A 19,639-nucleotide genomic window follows, 5' to 3' on the forward strand; every position below is an offset into this window, starting at 1 on the left:
CCTTCATAGTTTGACGTTGAATCTCTTGAATTATGTGAAAGAGAACGGAATGATTTCCATGCTATAGGTGAAAATAAGGTGGACTGAAATCAAGGAGGTTAGCCGATGGTAAAGATTAACCCGAATTGCTGGAGCGAGCATGGAGAATTAAAGACGGTCATGGTATGTTCCCCCTCTTCAAACGATATTCCTGATCAAAGAACGGCGGATTATGTAGGGTGGGAAAAGCCGGTGAACCAGGATAAAGCAAAGGAAAACCATGAAAAGATGGTAAAAGCAATGGAAGATGCAGGCGTAACAGTCATCGATTACTCCCATCACCTAAATGACGAGGACGCTGAACTGAATCATCAACTGATCAACCGGGTATTTGTAAGAGACCTGGCATGTGTATGTGGAAATACGGTGATTCCAGGAGATGCCGGCATCACTATGAGGGCACCTGAATACATTCATAGTCATGGATTGTTTCAAACATGGTTTAACGAGAAGACGTTTTCAATTGGTGATAATAATCGATTAAAGGCTCTCGAGAATGGTGACGTATTCGTACTAAATAAGGATTCTGTCTTTATCAATACAGGAATGAGGACCAGTATTGAAAGCATAGAGGAGATCCAACAGAAAATCTTTCAAGCAGGATTTTCGGAGATTGGGATTATCGATTTACCGCGAACTGGTGAAACCATGCATTTGGACATGAACTGCAATGTAGCCGGATCAGAACTTATCATTGCCAAAAGCTATATGAGGCTCTTCCCCGTACAAATCATTACAGAAAAGGGTGGAAGGTATGTGATGATGGAGGAGTTTATCCGACGTCAAGGCTTCGATGTTCTGTGGACAGACGATGTAAAACATACAGTCGCGGATATCAATTTTTTGAACTTGGATCCTGAGACTATGTTAGTCAGTACCAAAGCCAATAAGAAGATATTGAAGGGGCATCCGAAATTGCAAGGAAAGAATTTAATAGAAGTCGAAGTGAACGAGCTTGAAAAAGGAGGTGGCGGCATAAGGTGCATGACGCTGCCACTTGAACGAATATGAATCATTTGTATAGAAAGGGATCAAGTGAACTGGAGGTTTTTTCTCCGGTTTTTTTTTTGAAATCAATCATTTTCATTTTCCTTAATGGATGAAAAATATTTTCATTTAAACTATCTTCACACTACTATTATCCTGGTTAACGGACTGGGAAGATTGACGTGTAAGTTGTTATACGTCAATCTGTAATCATTTTAATCTATCTATTCATATACGTGAAACCTATGTCTTTCAAAGGATAGGGATGGCATTGTTAGAAATGGTCCTTCCTCGGACTAATGGACTAGAAGATGATAAAATTAATTGAGAATAGTTATCAACTACTATTGACATTGATAATCATTATCAATTAAGATGACGTTGGAAGCAAAAGCAAATCAATCATGAAAGGAAGATTTGATTATGACGATACAAAATGCAATTTCAAATAGAGATTTACTGGACCAACAAGAAAGACGAGAGTCTAATGCGAGATCCTATCCGAGAAGAATCCCACTGGCAATCAGTGAAGCAGAGGGAATTTATGTAACAGATATGGAAGGGAATAAATACTTAGATTGCTTAGCGGGAGCGGGAACATTAGCACTGGGACACAATCATCCTACGGTCATAGACGCGATGGAGCAAGTGATTCGTGATAAACGACCATTACATACGTTAGATATTACGACGCCTGTTAAAGAGGAGTTTGTGAATGAATTATTCTCCTCATTACCGGAAGAATTTCGTGATCGTGCGAAAATACAATTTTGTGGACCTACAGGCGGCGATGCGATTGAGGCTGCATTGAAATTAGTTAAAACGGCAACTGGAAGACAAAGTATTCTCACGTTTCAAGGGGGATATCATGGAGCTACTCATGGGACGATGGCGATCAGTGGAAACCTGAGTCCCAAAAAGAACGTTCAAGGACTGATGCCTGATACTCATTTCTTACCTTATCCATATACATATCGCTGCCCATTTGGTCAAGGGGGAGAGGACAGTCACCGTATCAGCAGTCAATACATTGAAAACCTGCTTGACGATCCCGAGAGTGGAATTTTGCCACCTGCTGCCATGATTTTTGAAACGGTACAAGGTGAAGGTGGGTCCATTCCAGCTCCGATCGAATGGATTCAGGAAATGAGAAGAATCACTGAGGAGCGAGGAATTCCACTCATCATCGATGAAGTACAAACAGGAATTGGACGGACTGGTAAACTATTTTCCTTTGAGCATGCTGGAATCATACCTGATGTATTTGTCCTTTCGAAAGCAATCGGAGGAAGTCTTCCACTATCCGTCGTGATCTATGATCGTGATCTGGATGCTTGGGAACCAGGTGCACATATCGGCACATTCAGAGGAAATCAAATGGCCATGGCAGCAGGAACAGCGACATTAAAGTTTATTAAGGAAAATCACTTAGTTGCCCATGCAGGAGAAATGGGAGAAATACTTCTTCAATCCTTGAAAGAGACTCAACAAGAGTTTCCTGAGATAGGTGATGTCAGAGGCAGAGGACTGATGGTTGGAGTAGAGATCATTGATCCTACTAAACCCCTTTCAGCGAGCGGTAGTCAGCCAGCTAACCCTGATGTAGCGAGCGAAATCCAACGTGAATGCTTTAAACGTGGGTTAATACTTGAGGTAGGGGGAAGACATGGGGCGGTTGTCCGTTTCCTCCCACCATTGATCATAACAAGAGAGCAAGTGGACGAAGTGGTATCCATATTCAGAGAAGCTTTAATCGCCTCTCTTGCGGAGTGAAATCATGAAAACAATCGAAAAAGAAACCAAACAGATTATGGACTCCTTATTTTTACATCAAGGGGAGGAAGGAATCCAAGCATTTAATGAGCTGATAGATGGTGTAAGCGGGAAGCTGCAAAAGCTATATGAAGGCGCCAATATGCCTTTTGTCGGGAAATTGCCCGGTACAATAAAAGAAGAAATCAAACCGATCATGTCATTTACACGTGAAGGGAAATCGTTTGAAGACGTCCTTCATGAAATCGATGAACCGATATTGAAAAACAGTCTTCATATTTCTCATCAAAAGAGTATGGCTCATTTACATTGTCCGCCCCTTCTTCCCGGGGTGGCGGCAGAATTGATCATCGCAGCACTAAATCAATCAATGGATTCCTGGGATCAGAGTACGGCTGCAACCTATGTGGAAGCTGAAATGGTCAAATGGTTAACGGGAAAAATAAACCTCCCAGCAACATCCGACGGAGTCTTTACGAGTGGTGGAACACAATCCAATTATATGGGACTTCTGTTGGCAAGGGATGCCTTCTGTCACTCGAAATGGAACCACAATGTACAACGAGATGGCCTGCCCCAAGGCTTTAATCGATTAAGGATTCTTTGTTCAGAAGACGCCCATTTCACTGTGAAGAAAGCGGCTTCCCAACTTGGATTAGGAGAACGAGCGGTTGTGACGGTCAAGACGGATGAAAATCATCGAATGAGCGCCGGGGAAGTGAATGAAACACTTGGAAAGCTTGAGGAAGATAATCTCTTTCCCTTTGCCCTTGTGGCAACGTGTGGGACCACTGATTTTGGAAGTATCGATCCAATGGAAGAATTGGCAGAAATCGCCCGTGGGCAGGGGCTATGGTTTCATATCGATGCAGCATACGGAGGTGGGTTGATACTGAGCCATTCTTATGCTGACAAATTGAAAGGGTTGGAGGAAGCCGATTCAATTACAGTTGATTTCCATAAGTTATTCTATCAGCCAATCAGCTGCGGAGCGTTTCTCGTTAAGGAGCAGGAGGATTTCCGTTATCTTTCTTATCATGCTGACTACTTGAATCCCGTAAAAGACGATGAAGAGGGCATAGTAAACTTGGTGAATAAGTCGGTTCAAACGACGAGGAGATTCGATGCTTTAAAACTATTCCTGTCATTAAAAACAATAGGTACCGATCTTTTCGGAGAGATGATTGATGAAACAGTAAAGCTTGCAAGGTACACAGCTGACTATATGAAAGAGATAGAAGAAATCGTGATTCAGAACCCGATACCAGAAATCAACACAGTCATCTTTCGCTATCAGCCAAAAATGCTGGAAGGAAAAGAGATAGATATCAATCAATTAAACCGAATGATTCAACAGAGGCTCCTTTATAGAGGGAAAGGAGTTATCGCGAAAACAACCATCAACAATTATACTTTCTTGAAATTGACGTTATTAAATCCCAGAACAAAGCCGGAAGATATTCATTCTCTGCTACTTGAGATTGAAGAAATCGGAGTTGAACTAGTAAATGGAGGTTTACACATTGAGAGATTTTAAGGAAATTGCTGAACATGCTACGATGCAAAGCTTTCTAAATTGTTATTTAAGGGAAACCGGGAACTACTCCGAAGAGAGCCGCTATGAAAATCATTCGTCACTAGGGCAATTTGAGAAAGTCATTGTCTCTCATTTGGTACTTCAGCAGATTGAATTGATTATACCAGTAACATACTGGTCACTTACAGATCGACATCTATTCAGCTTTCCCCTTTATTATCGGGTGGGAGAAGGCTCGTTAGAACCCCTCGATTACGTTACCCTGACATCACTGATTGTGAAAGAGTTCTTACTTGATAAGCAACGACCTGGAGCAGAGGATGAACTGCTTTTACGAGTGATCTTAAGCTGTCGAAGTATCAAAAGGTATATTGAAAGTCGGGCACACGACAATGACGCACTTACCGATGAAGAATTCGACTATATAGATGCTGAACAGTCCCTGTTATTCGGACATATGCTACATCCTACTCCGAAGAGTAAGCAAGGGCTGACGGACCAAGAAGATCATTTGTATTCTCCTGAATGTAAAGGAGAATTTCAACTTCACTACTTCTGTGCAGAGAAATCATTGGTTGTACAGGATTCAAGTGTAGACATATCTGCTGCTTCCATTATTTTTGAAGAGTTAATGGACGATTCGGATGTTGATCAGAAATGGTTGCAGGAGCTGATAGAAGAGGGAGAGCGAATATTGATTCCTGTTCACCCTCTTCAAGTGACAACATTATTGGAGAAAGTGAACGTACAAGACCTGTTAGAAGAAGAACGACTGGAATACATCGGTCCGTTAGGGAAGCGATTCACGGCTACGTCATCGTTTAGAACGGTTTATAGCAAAGAATCGCAATACATGTATAAATTCTCAGTCCCCGTCAAAATCACAAACTCTCTTCGCATCAACCAAAAGAAGGAGCTGGCTAGAGGTGTAGAGGTTTCGAGATTGCTAGAAACAGAAATTGGAATTGATCTTAACAGAGAGTTCCCACACTTTAAAGTCATCCAGGATCCGGCTTATTTGGACTTGGGCCTGAAAGAGGAAGTCTCCGGTTTTGAGCTTGTTATCAGAGAGAATCCTTTTTATAAAAATAGACGGCAAACAAGCTTGATTGCAGCATTATGTCAGGACCATGCATATGGTGGGAAATCCAGAATTCATTCCATCGTGAAAGGAATATCCGAAAGAGAGAATCGAAGTCTTGATGAAGTAAGTCTGGATTGGTTTAATCGATACCTATCCCTGACGCTGGACCCGATGATCTGGTTGTTCCACACGTACGGCATTGCCTTGGAAGCTCATCAACAGAATTCTGTGATCCAGCTACGAAACGGTTACCCTGAAACTTTCTACTACCGAGATAACCAAGGATACTACTATAGTGAATCGAAAGTGGAAACACTCAAAAAGCTGCTACCGGACTTAAACCAAGAGAGTGACACCATTTGTTCCGATGAAGTGGCAGAGGAGCGTTTACGTTATTACTTCTTTTTTAACCATTTATTCGGACTGATCAATGGTTTCGGGGCCAGTGGTCTCATTGAAGAAGAACGACTTATTAATCTTGTAAAGGAACGTCTGGAATACCATGAACAGGAGTGGGGAGAAGATTCCAATCTATTAAGCAGTTTATTATATCAACCTGTACTTCCATGTAAAGGAAATCTATTGACCCGTTTTTATGACATGGATGAACTGGTCGGTCCAATGGAAGCTCAATCAGTCTACACGATGGTGAAGAATCCCCTTGCCAAAGAGGTGGAAATCCATCATGTCCTATGATTTTGAAGTGTTTGATCAAGTAATCCAGAAAACGATTCAATTTCAGAAAATCGACTTTGAGCGGGATGTAAATCGCATTCACAAATGGATGATGGAAGAGCATGTTCATCCATTTTGGAATTTGAATATCCCATTTAGCGAGTTTCAAGCTCATTTGAAAAAGGCACTGTCAGATCAACATCAGACGCTTTATGCAGGGTGTCTTGACGGTGTAGCCATGAGCTACTGGGAGGCATACTGGGTAAAAGGCGACGTGGTCGAGGAAGCGTATTCCCCTGCTCCTTATGATCAGGGTGTGCATTTATTGATTGGAGAAAGTGAGTATCTTGGTAAAGGGTTCTCCCTTCCATTATTAAGAGCAATGGTATCGTTTCAGTTTAAAGAAAGGAAGACAATGAAGGTCGTGGCGGAGCCTGATATTCGAAATGATAAAATGATCCATGTTTTTGAGAAATGCGGTTTTATACCCGTTAAACCGATTATCCTCCCAGATAAAACCGGACTGCTTATGTTTTGTGAGAGAAATGAATTTGAAAAGAGGTGGCAGAATGAACAACTTCACGAACACATCTAATGAATTATATGACGTCATCGGTATCGGATTAGGTCCATTTAATCTTGGATTAGCAGCTTTATTGGATTCAGTACCTGAAGTGAAAAGCATATTTTTGGAAAAAAGGAGAGCTTTCAATTGGCATCCGGGCATGTTGATTGATGGAACAACCCTTCAAGTGCCGTTTTTTGCCGATTTAGTCAGTATGGCAGATGTACGAAGTGACTACAGTTTCCTCCGCTATCTGGAGGCACATAACCGCTTATATCACTTTTATTTTCTAGAGAAATTTCACATACCGAGAAAAGAATATAACCATTATTGCCAATGGGTGAGTAAGCAGTTGGATTCTTGTCGATTTGGAATGGATGTTCAAGCGGTAGCCCCAGTCCAATTGGGGAGTGGGGACAGTGTATATGAAGTCACCGTATGGAACGAGACCTTACAACAAACAGAGACATTGTTTACGAAACATCTCGTACTGGGAATTGGTTCTGTTCCTTCTGTACCAAATGCATTTCAGAAAGCGCTTGGCAAAAGCGTGTTTCACAGTGCCGATTATTTATCCAATAAGGGGATATGCGCCGAAGCTGAATCGATTGCCGTGATCGGGTCAGGTCAAAGTGCAGCCGAAGTATTCCTTGATGTAGCTAAAGAGCAGGAGAAACATGGGTTTTCACTGCGGTGGTATACACGTTCAAAGGGATTTTTCCCAATGGAATATTCAAAGCTGGGTCTAGAATATTTCTCCCCTGATTATACCCGGTTCTTTTATCAGCTCCCACAGGAAAAGAAGGATCAGCTCCTGCAGGAACAAGGTCTTCTGTATAAAGGAATCAGTTCAGAAACGATCGCCGATATATATGATTATTTATATGAACGATCCGTTGGCTGCCATGATCCAGATATCGCTTTGCAAGCCATGACAGAGATTGTTGGAATCGAAAAAACGGAAACGTCCTTTGTGCTGCAGGGCTATCATCGGATCAAGGATGAACATTTCACGGATAAAGCAGATATCATCATACTCGGAACGGGCTACAAGCCGGCATTTCCTGAATTCCTTTCGAAAATGGGAGACTGGATTGACTGGGATGAACGTGGCAGATACAAAGTGAAGGAAGATTATCGATTAGAAACATATGTAGATGGACCTAGTGAAATCTTTGTGCAGAACGGTGAGATGCATACCCATGGAGTCGGGGCACCTGACCTTGGACTTGGTGCCAACCGTAATGCGATCATCATCAATACTATTACAGGAAGAGACGTCTATCCTGTTCAAACTAAAAATGTATTTCAAACCTTTGGAACGAAAGCAGCATCCATTCCGGTACCACTCTGATTGAAAGAAAACATAGACTAAGTGAAAGAAGGGATAATATGTTATTCAGTGAAGAAATTCAACGTGTTTTTAAGAATGATAGCTGGACGAAAGTTAACAAGAGATTGATAGGTAAAATGCTATCAGAGTATATGTATGAAGAGATGATCCAGCCTGAACTTCTTTCAGAAGAAGGGGGGAATATTGAATACTCCCTACAGGTCACGAGTTCCAAGCACTATCACTATATCGCACAAAAACGATTGTTTGATAGTTTCGATGTGAAATGGACAACAGTATATATTGTTGAAAATGGAGGAAGAAAGGAAGCTGATAGTGCAATAGAGCTATTGGTGGATCTTCAAGAGGTCATCGGGATGTCATCTGAGACGGCTGGACATTTAATCAAGGAAATGAACAGTACGTTAATAGCAGATGCTCACCTTCTAGAAAAGGAAACGAAAACATCCGATGAACTGATTCACGAAGACTATGCCCTCCTTGAAGGCTATATGACGGGTCACCCATGGATTACATATAACAAAGGGAGAATCGGATTCGGATATGATGATTACCTTGCCTTTGCTCCTGAACAACAGAAAGAGGTCCAACTTTCCTGGATTGCTGTTCATAACGATATTGCATCATTTCAATCTGTGGAAGGATTCGATTATCAAACGTTGATCGATTGTGAACTAAGTGAAGAAGAGCGACTTCGTTTTGATGAGATTATTAATCAAAATGGAAGCGAACCTTCCAGCTACTATTACTTGCCGGTGCACGAGTGGCAATGGAAAAATACACTTATTCAGAATTTCCCTGAGGAATTGGCAATGGGTAGGATCATTCCTTTAGGAGAGGGGAAAGACCGTTATCTTCCACAGCAGTCGATCCGCACTTTTGTGAATACAACGAACAAAGATAAGCATCATGTGAAGCTTCCAATGAGTATTTTGAACACGCTTGTTTATCGGGGACTTCCATCGGAACGAACCGTGATCGCTCCCATGGTAACAGAGTTTATTAAAGGAATGGCTGAAAAGGATACGTTCTTAAAAGACGAATGCCGAGTTATCCTTCCAGGTGAAAATGCCAGTATGAATGTAAATCATCCATACTACACACAATTAAAACAGGCACCATATCAATATTTGGAGATGCTAGGAACCATATGGAGAGAAAGTATCTACACGTATTTAGAAGAAGGAGAACAAGCGATTACACTGGCCGCCTTGTTATATGAAGATCATAATAGTAAACCGTATGTTGCCAGTTTAATCGAACAATCAGGGCTGGACTCAGAAGAATGGATGAAACAATTTTTCAAAGTCGTAATGGACCCTCTTCTACATTACCTTTACCAATACGGAACGGTTTTCTCCCCTCATGGCCAAAATACAATTGTCGTGTTGAAGGGCGTAAAACCGCACCGTTTAGCTATTAAAGATTTTGTAGATGACGTCAACATTTCAGATCAGGATTTTCCTGAATTAAAGGGTCTGTCATCTGAATTTAAGGCAGTACTTCGCACGGAGCCGCCTGAAGGACTTACACAGTTTATCTTTACAGGTCTCTTTATTTGTCACCTTCGTTATCTGAGCAACTTGTTACAGAACAATCAAATGATAAAAGAAGAAACGTTCTGGAGCCTTCTCGCTGACGCTATAGATAACTACCAGGATCGATTCCCGCAATTACAAGAACGCTTCAAGCTCTTTGACTTCTTTAAACCAGAGCTCACGAAATTATGCCTGAACCGGAACCGTATGGTGGATTACGGGTACTCTGATGACGATGACCGCCCACATGCGTCCGAATTTGGGAAAGTAACAAACTCCTTAGCCTTGTTTAAAAGAAACAGGACTATTGGATCGATCTGATTATTCAATCAACCATAAATTCTCAAATAGAAAGGAGGACCATTACTTGAGTACAATTGTTCAAAAATTCGGTGGAACTTCTGTTGGTTCTACCGAACGAATAAAACGCATGGCGGACAGAGTCATACAGGAAAGGAAACAGGGCCATGACGTCGTTGTTGTGGTTTCTGCAATGGGCAAAACCACCGATACACTCGTGAAATTAGTCAGTGACATCACTTGTGAACCCAGTAAGAGGGAAATGGATATGCTATTGGCTACGGGAGAGCAGGTAACAATTTCTCTCCTTTCAATGGCCATCCAACGGCAAGGAGTGAAGGCAATTTCTTTCACAGGATGGCAGGCAGGCATTCAAACGGATTCCATTCTTGGAAATGCACATATTCAATCCATTGATACAAGTAGAATCAGGAACGAACTGGATAATGGGAAAGTGGTTGTGGTAGCAGGCTTCCAAGGAATAACGAGGGATGGGGACATTTCGACGTTGGGAAGAGGAGGGTCGGATATCACGGCAGCAGCCCTGGCAGCGGCGTTACAAGCAGATCGCTGCGACATTTATACCGATGTCGACGGAGTGTACACCTCTGATCCCAGATTTGTTCCTAAAGCATCGAAGATCGTTTCCCTTTCCTTTGAAGATATGCAGAATTTAGCTGTCATGGGAGCAGGTGTACTTCACCCAAGGGCGGTTAAACATGCGAAGAAATTCGGAATTCCGCTTCATATAAAATCGAGCTTTGAAAATGGCAGGGGAACCATGATTCACAGTAATGTAAATCAGAAGGGATCATCCCATGTGATTGGCATCACATTAGAAAAGGATATTAATAGAATTGAAATGATTGGTTGTGAAGATGTTGCAGGATTCCAAGATGAATTAATGCGTGAGCTTGCATCCCGACATATTCAAGCAGATGTATACAAACAGAGTTGTAGAGACCTCTTGTCCTTATTAATCAAGGAACAAGACCTTCAGGAAGTATTATCTATCTTAGATAAAGAGAAAGAAATGTACTCACGAATTGAACGAAGAAGTGGTTTGTCAAAGGTGTCTGTAATAGGGAAAAATAAGAAAATACATCCAGCGATTAAAATTGAGATGTGCAAAATCTTATTAAAGAACGCAGTGCGAGTGAAAGTTGTTGGTAACTCTGCAATAAGCGTAACGGCAGTCATTGAGAATAGCCAAGTCCAACGGGCGGCAGAATGCTTACATACTGGGTTTGGATTGGATTTTGAGACTGTGATGAAGGCTTCAGTGTAAAGCAGAGGAAGACAGGAGTGAATCAACACTTTTTGACTTCAGTTTGGTACTCTCAATCATTTTCTGAAAAAGGAGAAGTGATCTAAATTTCCTTTTTTTCCGTTAGCATAGGAAAGAGGAGTGATATTATGAAGAATCGAGTGGAGTGGTCTTTATTAATCGGACGTGTCATTTTAGGGATTATTATGGTGGCACACGGCATGCAAAAAATTATGGGAATGGAAAAAACGATCGGAATGTTTGATCAAATCGGATTGCCTCCTGTCATGGCCTATATAACGGCGATCATAGAAGCAGTTGGGGGACTAACACTGATTATTGGATTCTATGTAATTCCGTCAGCTATTGCGATTGCAGTAACCATGCTTGGAGCCATCGTATTGGTGAAGTTGAAAATGGGTCTGATTGGCGGGTATGAATATCCATTAACGTTACTAGCGCTCTCTGTGATGCTAGCTATAGCCGGAAGTGATAAATGGTCATTAATGAATGTCATCAATAAACAACGGACTAAACTTTCATCTGAAGAACCTTCCTTATAATAACGAAAGGCTCTTTTCGTAAACTTTGTTGCTATTGAAGGTAGCGAGTGCTAGTTGATTTCCACTGCAGGTGCTCGCTTTCCGCGGGGCGTGAGTTGAGCCTCCTCGGGCTTGCCCTGCGGGGTCTCAACTTTCCCGCAATTCCCGCAGGAGTCGAGCACCTTCCGCTACAATCAACTTACTAAGTATGATGATTTATCTACTACCATACACGGCTAGAAAACATCATTTTTTATCGCGTGCAGTGGTCGATTTTAGCTTGAATAGTAAAATGCCATTTCATGCGTTTTTTTACTAGTAAGCTCTGTCACGACATCTCTTGTAGATGGTGAGGGGAACGGCGTAGACTCCTGCGGAAAAACGGGCGTGCCGAGACCCCGGAAGCGCAGCTGAGGAGGCTTGGCCGTTCGTCCGCCGGAAAGCGTAGCCGTTCCCCACACCATCTATCGCACTCACTCATAGACAGAGCCTTGGCAGCAGCTCCTATGTTTAGAAAACAACAATCTTTGCGAAAAGAGCCTAACGAAAAGAGGAGAAAAAATCGATTTGATCAAAATCAATTTTTTCTCCTCTTTTCTATGATAAACGACAGGTGTCAGCATCATTTCCTGGGAAAAGCTGCTGAACCTTGTCAAATAAAATCAATGAACGGCTTGAACCATTTGGAAATCGCATACTTTATTTCGTCCAGTCCTTTTAGCGAGATAGAGAGCTTTATCAGCTTGCTCAAAGATTTCTTCATTTTCAGGAGAAATCGTATCGGGAAAAGTGGATACTCCGATTGAAACAGTAATATGGAGTACTTGGTTTGTATGAATGGGAAATGGATGTTCTTTCACTGCAACGCGAATTCTTTCCGCTATCATCATGGCATGCTTGTGTGGGCAATCGAGTAAGAGGATGCTGAATTCCTCTCCCCCATTTCTGGACACAATATCAAATGTTCTCGAGTGAAGGGGCAATACTTTGCCCAGTTCTTTCAATACGTCATCACCTGCCTGGTGACCATGAGTATCATTTACCGTCTTGAAGTGATCGATATCGATCAATAGGAAGGAAAGCTTTTCATTTCTTTCCTTTGCTTGATTCAACGCTTGATTATAGCTCACGTCAAATTGTCGTACGTTATTTAGGCTCGTCAGAAAATCTTTCGTCGCATTTAGTTTCAGCATTTGATATTGTTCATTAGAACGCTTAATCTGTTCTGCTATGGAATAGGCAATAAAGCCTGCCAATAGAGAAGTGGTTGCATGGTAAGGAATCACATTCATTGTTTCAGAGAATCCTATATTAATTAATAATGCGAAAAAAATGAGGAATAAGCTGACTATGTTCATCGTTTGTAGCTTAGCCAGGTTCTGAAGTGGGAGACGGGTCATCAGAGTCGAGAGGACCCCGATTGAAAGCATCACAACACCTGCAACGATGGCTTGTGAACTCACCCCGAACATGAATATTCTACCTGCAGTAATGATGATGGCAGAGATCAAACCAGGGAGCCATCCTATATAAACAGCAGCTGTCACGATCGCCAAATGTCTCAAATCAACGATTGTATGATGATTCAGTGGGATGGAGAAATTCATGAGAGCAAGTCCAAGCATCCCGCAGAACATACCCATCAATAGAGAGAAGGGAATCGGGAATTTTCGATGGTTTCTCATGATCAATCCGGCACAATAGATGAAAGAGATAAAAACACAAACGTTAATGAATAAAGGCTCTAGCATGAACATCCCTCCTAGATAAAGGACCGGTTATGTGACATTGTACCTATATTCATTATATCGGTAAGATGAGAGCTTAGGTTAATTATTTTGAAAGAGTTTACAATAAATGACCTACAAAACAAAAAGCCGTCCTCACTGGACGGCTTTTTGTAAGAAAAGGTAATCTTAATTAATAAACTCCAACAGCATCCCAAGCTGATTTAACGGAGTTATACGTAGCACTGCCACTGCCGTAAAGGTCTGCAGCTGATTGTAGAAGGGCCGCACGAGCATAGCTGAAGTTACTTGTCGGTGTTAAGTAAACCGTCAGGGCACGGTAGTAAATCTTTTCTGCTTTCGCTTTACCGATGCTTGAGATCGTGTTGTAAGCAGCTTTGTTCGGGATACCGGAGTTCGTATGAACGCCCCCGTTATCAGAAGAAGTGTTCACATAGTTATTCATATGAGCAGGTTGTCCATATTGAGTAGGATTCGACAGACTGCGAAGGGCGTCTCCTGAGATTCCTGGAGTATAGACATCTTCACCCATTAAGTAATCGGCTGGATCTAAGAAATAACCGAAGACATCCGAGAATGACTCGTTAAGGGCACCAGATTGATATTGATATTGTAATCCGGCAGTACGTTCCGTCACAGCATGTGTCAATTCATGGGCAACGACATCGAGTGCTCCTGATAGGGAAGTGAAGGTAGAACCGTCCCCGTCACCGTAGACCATTTGGGCTCCATTCCAGAACGCATTATTGTAATTGGAACCATAGTGGACAGTGGAACGGATGGTTGCTCCGTTATTATCAAAACTATTGCGGTTATGCGTGTTCTTATAATAATCATAGACTTTTCCAGCGTAAGCATGTGCATCTACTTCAGCTGCTTGGGAGTAAGCAGTCCAAGAATTATTACTATCAACAGCATAGCTTCCTGGAAGACTTGATCCATTTTGAGCCGTAAATGTTTCAATGACACCGTTCATTGGTTTTGTTACATCATATAAGTAATAGGTTCCGTTTGACGAATAAGTATTAAGAGTTTTATAGTCATCTAAAACTCCGTAGCCGCTTCCTGTTGTTGCTCCCTCTGTTACAGCATTATAAGCTTCTAGGATAGAACCGTCTTTCGCATCAACATAAATCTGCCAGTTCGCTCCATAAGGTTCGATGAATTGAAGTTGAACTTTATATGCGAGGGCGAACTTTCCATCTTTTTCATGAATCACAAGATCATTTTTTTCGGTTGTGCTTTCAACGGCACTGTCTTTCGGAGCATCAATGGCATGCTCGTCATGAGTACCAGCGACTGTCTCTGCTTTTGACACACCGATGTGCTTCCATGCTAAATCGGTAGCTGATTTTTGATTAATTTTTGATTTTGTCTTGGTAACCTTTTTAGAAGCTTCTTTATAAAGTTGACCAGTTGTAGCAGTCACTTCATTTTTCTTGTTTGTATGAACGATAAAGATGGCACCGTCGACAGGGACACCGTCAACTGATTGGGTGAATTTATAATGTGACATTCCTAGATCATCTGTCGTCTTTTCCAATAACGTCAGTTCGGAATGAGGATCGACAGCGAAAAGGCCTTTGTTGTCTTTTAAGAAATTTTTAACATCTTTGTCATTTTTGACGATACCTTTTGATAGTTTACCAGATAAGAAGCTAGGTCCTTTTTTATCTACGTTCATGACCTTTTGATGAATGTCCATTTTTGAAGTAATTGAATCTGAAGACTGAGCAAATGTGGTGGCACCTGTAAACGATGCGCTGAATACTAGAGAAGTACCTAGTGCTAAACTAACGAGTTTCTTTTTCGACATAATTACAATTTCCCCTTTTGATCATAGATTTTGGAAATAGCTATTCCTTTTGGCCCCGGTGGCTAATTAGAAGTCTAGTAAAAAATGATAGGTTTGACAATGAAAAAAATGGTAATATTCAGTAAATTTAAAATATTTAGTGTTTGCGTTTTTCCGTATGAAGCAATTTGAAGGGGAAATCCTGCACTTTTCTATCCATTTCGACGAAAAATATTTTTCTAGGCATATTTCATTATTGAATAGTCCATGAGGAACAGGGAGGAATTAAATCGAAAAAAGGACTTGACCACTATGGCAAGTCCTTTTGGTGTCAGAGTTTATGATGTCGAAGGTAGTCAAGACTCATACGCACGCCGCCACTGTTTGCAGTGTGCCTGGCAAGTCTAGTTTAAGCTCATTTCGCAATGTATACATTTGCAGGATGATTGGGATTTTTTGCATCTTCACACTCCTATCCTCTAGTCATGTTCTCATTGATTTGGGAAAGAACTCTCTTATATACTTCTAAGTCCTCCTCGGATATTCCTTTCAGAATCCTGTCTTCATATAAGCCTTCAATAAAAGGGGACAATTCATCATTTACTGACAACCCTTTCTCTGTAATGAAAATAAGGAAAGATCTTCTATCCTCTTTGTTTGTCTGTTTAGAGATCAGTTCTTTTCGTTCCAATATGTCTAATATCCTCGTCAAGGTAGGCTGATCTTTTTCTGATTTCAACGCCAATTGTTTTTGACTGATACCATCCTGTTCTGCCAGTCGCCTTAATACGGTCCACTGTTCGGGTGTCACATCAAAGTCCTTCATCTGAAGGGTAAGGAATCGAATGATATTCTTTACGGTATGGCTGGCATACAAGCCGATCGATTCATCTCGGGACATCGTCATTATATTCACCTGCTGCATTCATTTTCTTCTCTTTATCATACATGAAATTCAGGAGGATTTGAGCGTTTCATCAAAAGTCCTTCAATATAATTGTCATAACAACTATATTTACAAGTATACATGTTATAGATATAATTAGTATAACAACTAATTGAACGAAGGAGATATTTATGAATCATTCCAATCAATCCACGATATGGACACGACCATTTTTTATGGCATTAGTAAATAATTTTATTATCTTTTTAGTATTTTATTCGTTACTAACCGTCTTGCCTCTCTATGTAACCGATGAACTGAATGGTACGGAAGGGGAGGCAGGTCTTGCTACAACGATTTTTTTACTTTCGGCGATTATCGTTCGACCTTTCTCTGGGAAAATCATTGAACTGTTGGGAAAGAAGAGAACACTGATCATGAGTGTCATGTTATTTGGGGTGTCATCATTCATTTATTTCTGGATTAATGATTTTTATTTGTTAATGGGGTTGCGCTTTTTCCATGGCATTTGGTTTAGTATAGGTACGACGGTACTGGTCGCTATTGCTGCAGAAATGATTCCTTCTCACAGAAAGGGAGAGGGGCTTGGTTATTTTGCCATGTCCATGAACTTGGCTGTCGTGGTCGGACCGTTTATTTCGTTAGCACTTATTCAATGGATCCCTTATTCATCATTGTTTATGGGTCTTGCCTTAGTAATCGTCATCGGTTTCCTTTGTTCATTCGGCATTCAAGTTACGGAGGACGATGTGGTGGAAGCGAAAGTGTCGGGACGATTAACATTTAAGGATTTGATAGAAGTTAAAGCGATACCGATTGCCCTTGTAGGATTCTTAACATCATTTGCCTACTCCGGGATCATGTCGTTTATATCTGTATATGCTAAATCAATTCATTTATTTGAATCCGTCAGCTTATTCTTCGTTGTCTTTGCAGCTGCTATGCTACTATCGCGACCCTATACAGGACGTTTATTTGATCGATCAGGCCCGAACTCGGTCATCTATCCATCCCTCATTATTTTTGCCATCGGTTTGATTCTTTTGAGTGTCACTCATTCCGTCCTACTATTATTGATTGCAGGAACGCTTATCGGACTTGGTTACGGTGCTTTGCTTCCAAGTTTTCAAACCATGTCTATACAGGTCGCACCTAAAAGGAGAACAGGGCATGCGACGGCTACGTTCCTTATTTTTTATGACCTTGGGATTGCCATTGGATCGTTTGTATTGGGCGTCGTTTCATCCCAGTTTGGATTTCCTCCTTTGTATCTTATTTGCAGTGGGATGATATTCGTCACAATCGCGGTTTATACTGTAGTGACCAAACGTGGACAGCATGATGAAAATCAGAACGTGAGCGTATTGGAACTATAAATGAATATGTAAGAAAGAGGCCCAACATAAGTAGAGGACTTACCGAATCGCGGTAAGTCCTCTTTCTCATTCATTAAGTGAGGATACGGATTGTTTATCAAAGTGTATACGGGCAACTTTTTTCTCGTTTTTAAATAATAAATAATGGGCAATGGCAATCTTTTCTTCAACATATTCAAGGGAAAATGTCCCTGATGGATCTGTAAGACTCCCAATTGCACGGGATAAGTTGTCGATTACGTGCTTTAAATGATCAGTTCTCTTCAATTCATTATCTCTATTCATTTGATCCATAATTTCAAATGCAAGGTTTTGTACATGATACAAGCGTCTTTGCTCCATCCCGAAGATTCTCCCTTCTAATCCATCATATCTCTTTAATTATATGGTGGAAACTCCAGGTATATGATGATCCTTCACCACAAATCAAGTATGAATCAGGGGAGAAACGTACACTCTAAAGATAATAAGGGAGGTGTATGAAGATGGCACAAGATGTACTTTGTGAAGTAAGTAACTGTAAATACAATAGCGAAGGCAAAAAATGCTCCGCCGATCAGATTTTCGTTGTCAGTCATAAAGGAAACAAAGCCCACAACAGTGAAGAAACCGATTGTAAAACGTTCGAAGCTGGTATGTAATGTACGAGAAGGCAACCATAGGCGTGGTTGTCTTCTTTTTACATAGTATTGATAATAATTCTCATTCTTATACAAAAAAGCTCACAAGAGTGAGCTTAGTGTGTATTAAACTGCTGTTCCGATAGAGTGGTTGTTCTGATTTGCCGGTATCTCGAGTAGAAAAGTCCCGTCATGGCAAGGGAGAGGCATCCGAATAATACCGTCATGATCTGCAGTCCGACAAGATCAAATAGGAGCCCGGTTAAGAGAAGTACTACCTGGAATATTAATCGGTCCATCATATTTCTAAAAGAAAAGAAGCGGCCGTGAAACTCTTTCGGGATTCGCGTTTGAAAAATCGTGGCGGCAGTAGGGAAGAAGCACCCAACAGCAAAACCAAACACAGTAAACGCAAGCACCGACATGACCGGACTGGTGGCGAAATAAAGGAGCAGTTGGGCAATCCCAATGACAAAACTAAAGGTGAATAAGATTTTGTAAGGCGACACTTTCTCCCCGATTTTCTTTACAGTGAACGCACCCGTCATAAAGGCAATACCTTCAGCTGTGTAAATCCATCCCTTTATCGAAGAACTATCTTGAAGCTCACTGATGTTGATAACCATCAAGTTAAACCCCCCGATAAATAGCAGTGGTATGAGGGTCATCACAAGCGTCATAAGTACAATAGGAAGTCCTTTGATGACTGGGAATACGTCCTTAAAACCTGCTGCCTTTGGTTTGGAGCCAAGCTGTTCGGATGGTGCTGACTCTTCTGCAATTGATAGGAACAGGGTCATGATGAAGAGGGCAAGATACGCCAATAAGGAAAGAACATATAGCATGGATAAAGACATGACGACCAATAGAATGCCCGCTAATGCAGTACCAAGGATCCTCGAAAGGGTGGCGACATTCATATGGACCCCATTCATTTGCAATAGTTCCTTCTCTTTCACCACCATCGGAATGGCAGCTTGCAGAGCAGGGAAATAGAAAGCGGCAGAAATTTGAATGCTGATTAAGAACACGACCATCCATAGCACTGAGCCCGTGGCGATTGCAATCAGCATGAAAACAACACTTAATGCTCTGGTGAAGCCTGAAATGAGCATCACCGTCTTTTTATTCGCCTGATCCGTTACTCTACCGGCTAATGGTCCGACCACAAGACCCGCAAGCAGCCCGGAAGCCAGTATGACCGACTTCAGAAAATCAGAAGGCACCTTCTCCTGCATAAATTCCAGATTTCCGATGATCCCGAGCCATAATCCAAGACCAGCAATAAACTCTCCAATCAATAAGATCCACACATTTTTATTTCTCCACATATAGGTCCGTCCCTCGCAGTCGATTTATTTCGTTAGTCTAAATATACTATGGGTGGGGTGGTTATGGGAATGGTTTTTTTGTGAGGTGGAGTAAGGGGGAGTTGTGAAAAGGGGTGGAATTGGCTAATCGCTGATAAAATTGAGAATTCGCTGATAAAACTTGATTTTCGCTGATATATCGAAAATTCCGCTGATAAATTC

General features: G+C 41.4%; 17 protein-coding genes. 11 read left to right on the top strand and 6 right to left on the bottom strand.

Annotation, left to right across the window (positions count from 1 at the left end; translation table 11 throughout):
• Positions 1–105 precede the first annotated feature (105 nt).
• The 9 genes from FGG79_RS16205 (at position 106) to FGG79_RS16245 (ending at position 11,682) form a co-directional block, all read left to right on the top strand.
• Positions 106–1,050, top strand: a complete 945-nt coding sequence (locus FGG79_RS16205; protein WP_138780219.1) for an arginine deiminase family protein — start codon at positions 106–108, stop codon at positions 1,048–1,050.
• A 399-nt stretch (positions 1,051–1,449) separates the two neighbouring features.
• On the top strand, positions 1,450–2,799 hold the full coding sequence (locus FGG79_RS16210; protein ID WP_138780221.1) for an aspartate aminotransferase family protein: 1,350 nt from the start codon (positions 1,450–1,452) through the stop codon (positions 2,797–2,799).
• 4 nt (positions 2,800–2,803) lie between these two features.
• Entirely contained in the window at positions 2,804–4,336 is a 1,533-nt protein-coding gene (locus tag FGG79_RS16215; RefSeq protein WP_138780223.1) for a pyridoxal phosphate-dependent decarboxylase family protein, read from the top strand.
• Positions 4,323–6,116 (top strand): IucA/IucC family protein, encoded by a 1,794-nt coding sequence (locus tag FGG79_RS16220; RefSeq protein WP_138780225.1) that lies wholly within the window; start codon positions 4,323–4,325, stop codon positions 6,114–6,116. The genes FGG79_RS16215 and FGG79_RS16220 overlap by 14 nt, the downstream gene beginning before the upstream one ends.
• 22 nt (positions 6,117–6,138) lie before the next feature.
• Positions 6,139–6,690, top strand: a complete 552-nt coding sequence (locus FGG79_RS16225; protein ID WP_138780547.1) for a GNAT family N-acetyltransferase — start codon at positions 6,139–6,141, stop codon at positions 6,688–6,690.
• Positions 6,665–8,014 (top strand): lysine N(6)-hydroxylase/L-ornithine N(5)-oxygenase family protein, encoded by a 1,350-nt coding sequence (locus FGG79_RS16230; protein WP_138780227.1) that lies wholly within the window; start codon positions 6,665–6,667, stop codon positions 8,012–8,014. Before FGG79_RS16225 ends, FGG79_RS16230 begins: the two co-directional genes overlap by 26 nt.
• A 38-nt stretch (positions 8,015–8,052) precedes the next feature.
• Positions 8,053–9,873 carry an IucA/IucC family protein gene (locus FGG79_RS16235; protein WP_138780229.1) on the top strand — a complete coding sequence of 607 codons (1,821 nt, stop codon included), beginning with the start codon at positions 8,053–8,055 and terminating at the stop codon, positions 9,871–9,873.
• Between the two features lie 46 nt (positions 9,874–9,919).
• Positions 9,920–11,140, top strand: coding sequence for an aspartate kinase (locus FGG79_RS16240; protein WP_138780231.1), 1,221 nt, complete (start codon positions 9,920–9,922; stop codon positions 11,138–11,140).
• A gap of 128 nt (positions 11,141–11,268) precedes the next feature.
• Positions 11,269–11,682, top strand: coding sequence for a DoxX family protein (locus tag FGG79_RS16245; RefSeq protein WP_138780233.1), 414 nt, complete (start codon positions 11,269–11,271; stop codon positions 11,680–11,682).
• 254 nt (positions 11,683–11,936) lie between these two features.
• On the opposite strand, the gene FGG79_RS16250 is transcribed toward FGG79_RS16245, so the two are convergent.
• From FGG79_RS16250 to FGG79_RS16265, 4 genes are all read right to left on the bottom strand, one after another.
• On the bottom strand, positions 11,937–12,125 hold the full coding sequence (locus tag FGG79_RS16250; protein WP_138780235.1) for a hypothetical protein: 189 nt from the start codon (positions 12,123–12,125) through the stop codon (positions 11,937–11,939).
• A gap of 198 nt (positions 12,126–12,323) precedes the next feature.
• Complete coding sequence (locus FGG79_RS16255; RefSeq protein WP_171050976.1) at positions 12,324–13,412, bottom strand: diguanylate cyclase; 1,089 nt, start codon at positions 13,410–13,412, stop codon at positions 12,324–12,326.
• 169 nt (positions 13,413–13,581) lie between these two features.
• Positions 13,582–15,225, bottom strand: a complete 1,644-nt coding sequence (locus FGG79_RS16260; protein ID WP_138780238.1) for a M4 family metallopeptidase — start codon at positions 15,223–15,225, stop codon at positions 13,582–13,584.
• A gap of 451 nt (positions 15,226–15,676) precedes the next feature.
• Positions 15,677–16,111, bottom strand: a complete 435-nt coding sequence (locus tag FGG79_RS16265) for a MarR family winged helix-turn-helix transcriptional regulator (RefSeq protein ID WP_205688834.1) — start codon at positions 16,109–16,111, stop codon at positions 15,677–15,679.
• 170 nt (positions 16,112–16,281) lie between these two features.
• Between FGG79_RS16265 and FGG79_RS16270 the strand changes: the two genes are divergently transcribed.
• Entirely contained in the window at positions 16,282–17,487 is a 1,206-nt protein-coding gene (locus tag FGG79_RS16270) for an MFS transporter (protein ID WP_138780240.1), read from the top strand.
• Between the two features lie 66 nt (positions 17,488–17,553).
• Here FGG79_RS16270 and FGG79_RS16275 read toward each other — a convergent pair whose 3' ends face one another.
• Positions 17,554–17,829, bottom strand: coding sequence for a hypothetical protein (locus FGG79_RS16275; protein ID WP_138780242.1), 276 nt, complete (start codon positions 17,827–17,829; stop codon positions 17,554–17,556).
• A 143-nt stretch (positions 17,830–17,972) separates the two neighbouring features.
• On the opposite strand from FGG79_RS16275, the gene FGG79_RS16280 reads away from it, so the two are divergent.
• Complete coding sequence (locus FGG79_RS16280) at positions 17,973–18,128, top strand: DUF1540 domain-containing protein (RefSeq protein ID WP_138780244.1); 156 nt, start codon at positions 17,973–17,975, stop codon at positions 18,126–18,128.
• A 95-nt stretch (positions 18,129–18,223) separates the two neighbouring features.
• Here the strand turns inward: FGG79_RS16280 and FGG79_RS16285 are convergent, their stop codons facing one another.
• A complete protein-coding gene (locus FGG79_RS16285) occupies positions 18,224–19,438 on the bottom strand; it encodes an MFS transporter (RefSeq protein ID WP_138780246.1) in 1,215 nt (404 codons plus the stop codon).
• Positions 19,439–19,639: the final 201 nt, after the last annotated feature.

Origin of the sequence: Bacillus sp. BHET2 (assembly GCF_005938125.1) — a bacterium.
Classification (GTDB): Bacteria; Bacillota; Bacilli; order Bacillales; family Bacillaceae_B; genus Rossellomorea.

Coding starts and splice junctions, on each gene's coding strand:
- FGG79_RS16205 (WP_138780219.1), top strand. CDS start 106: ATGGTAAAGATTAACCCGAATTGCTGGAGCGAGCATGGAGAATTAAAG.
- FGG79_RS16210 (WP_138780221.1), top strand. CDS start 1,450: ATGACGATACAAAATGCAATTTCAAATAGAGATTTACTGGACCAACAA.
- FGG79_RS16215 (WP_138780223.1), top strand. CDS start 2,804: ATGAAAACAATCGAAAAAGAAACCAAACAGATTATGGACTCCTTATTT.
- FGG79_RS16230 (WP_138780227.1), top strand. CDS start 6,665: ATGAACAACTTCACGAACACATCTAATGAATTATATGACGTCATCGGT.
- FGG79_RS16235 (WP_138780229.1), top strand. CDS start 8,053: ATGTTATTCAGTGAAGAAATTCAACGTGTTTTTAAGAATGATAGCTGG.
- FGG79_RS16245 (WP_138780233.1), top strand. CDS start 11,269: ATGAAGAATCGAGTGGAGTGGTCTTTATTAATCGGACGTGTCATTTTA.
- FGG79_RS16250 (WP_138780235.1), bottom strand. CDS start 12,125: ATGGTGTGGGGAACGGCTACGCTTTCCGGCGGACGAACGGCCAAGCCT.
- FGG79_RS16255 (WP_171050976.1), bottom strand. CDS start 13,412: ATGCTAGAGCCTTTATTCATTAACGTTTGTGTTTTTATCTCTTTCATC.
- FGG79_RS16260 (WP_138780238.1), bottom strand. CDS start 15,225: ATGTCGAAAAAGAAACTCGTTAGTTTAGCACTAGGTACTTCTCTAGTA.
- FGG79_RS16265 (WP_205688834.1), bottom strand. CDS start 16,111: ATGACGATGTCCCGAGATGAATCGATCGGCTTGTATGCCAGCCATACC.
- FGG79_RS16270 (WP_138780240.1), top strand. CDS start 16,282: ATGAATCATTCCAATCAATCCACGATATGGACACGACCATTTTTTATG.
- FGG79_RS16275 (WP_138780242.1), bottom strand. CDS start 17,829: ATGGAGCAAAGACGCTTGTATCATGTACAAAACCTTGCATTTGAAATT.
- FGG79_RS16280 (WP_138780244.1), top strand. CDS start 17,973: ATGGCACAAGATGTACTTTGTGAAGTAAGTAACTGTAAATACAATAGC.
- FGG79_RS16285 (WP_138780246.1), bottom strand. CDS start 19,438: ATGTGGAGAAATAAAAATGTGTGGATCTTATTGATTGGAGAGTTTATT.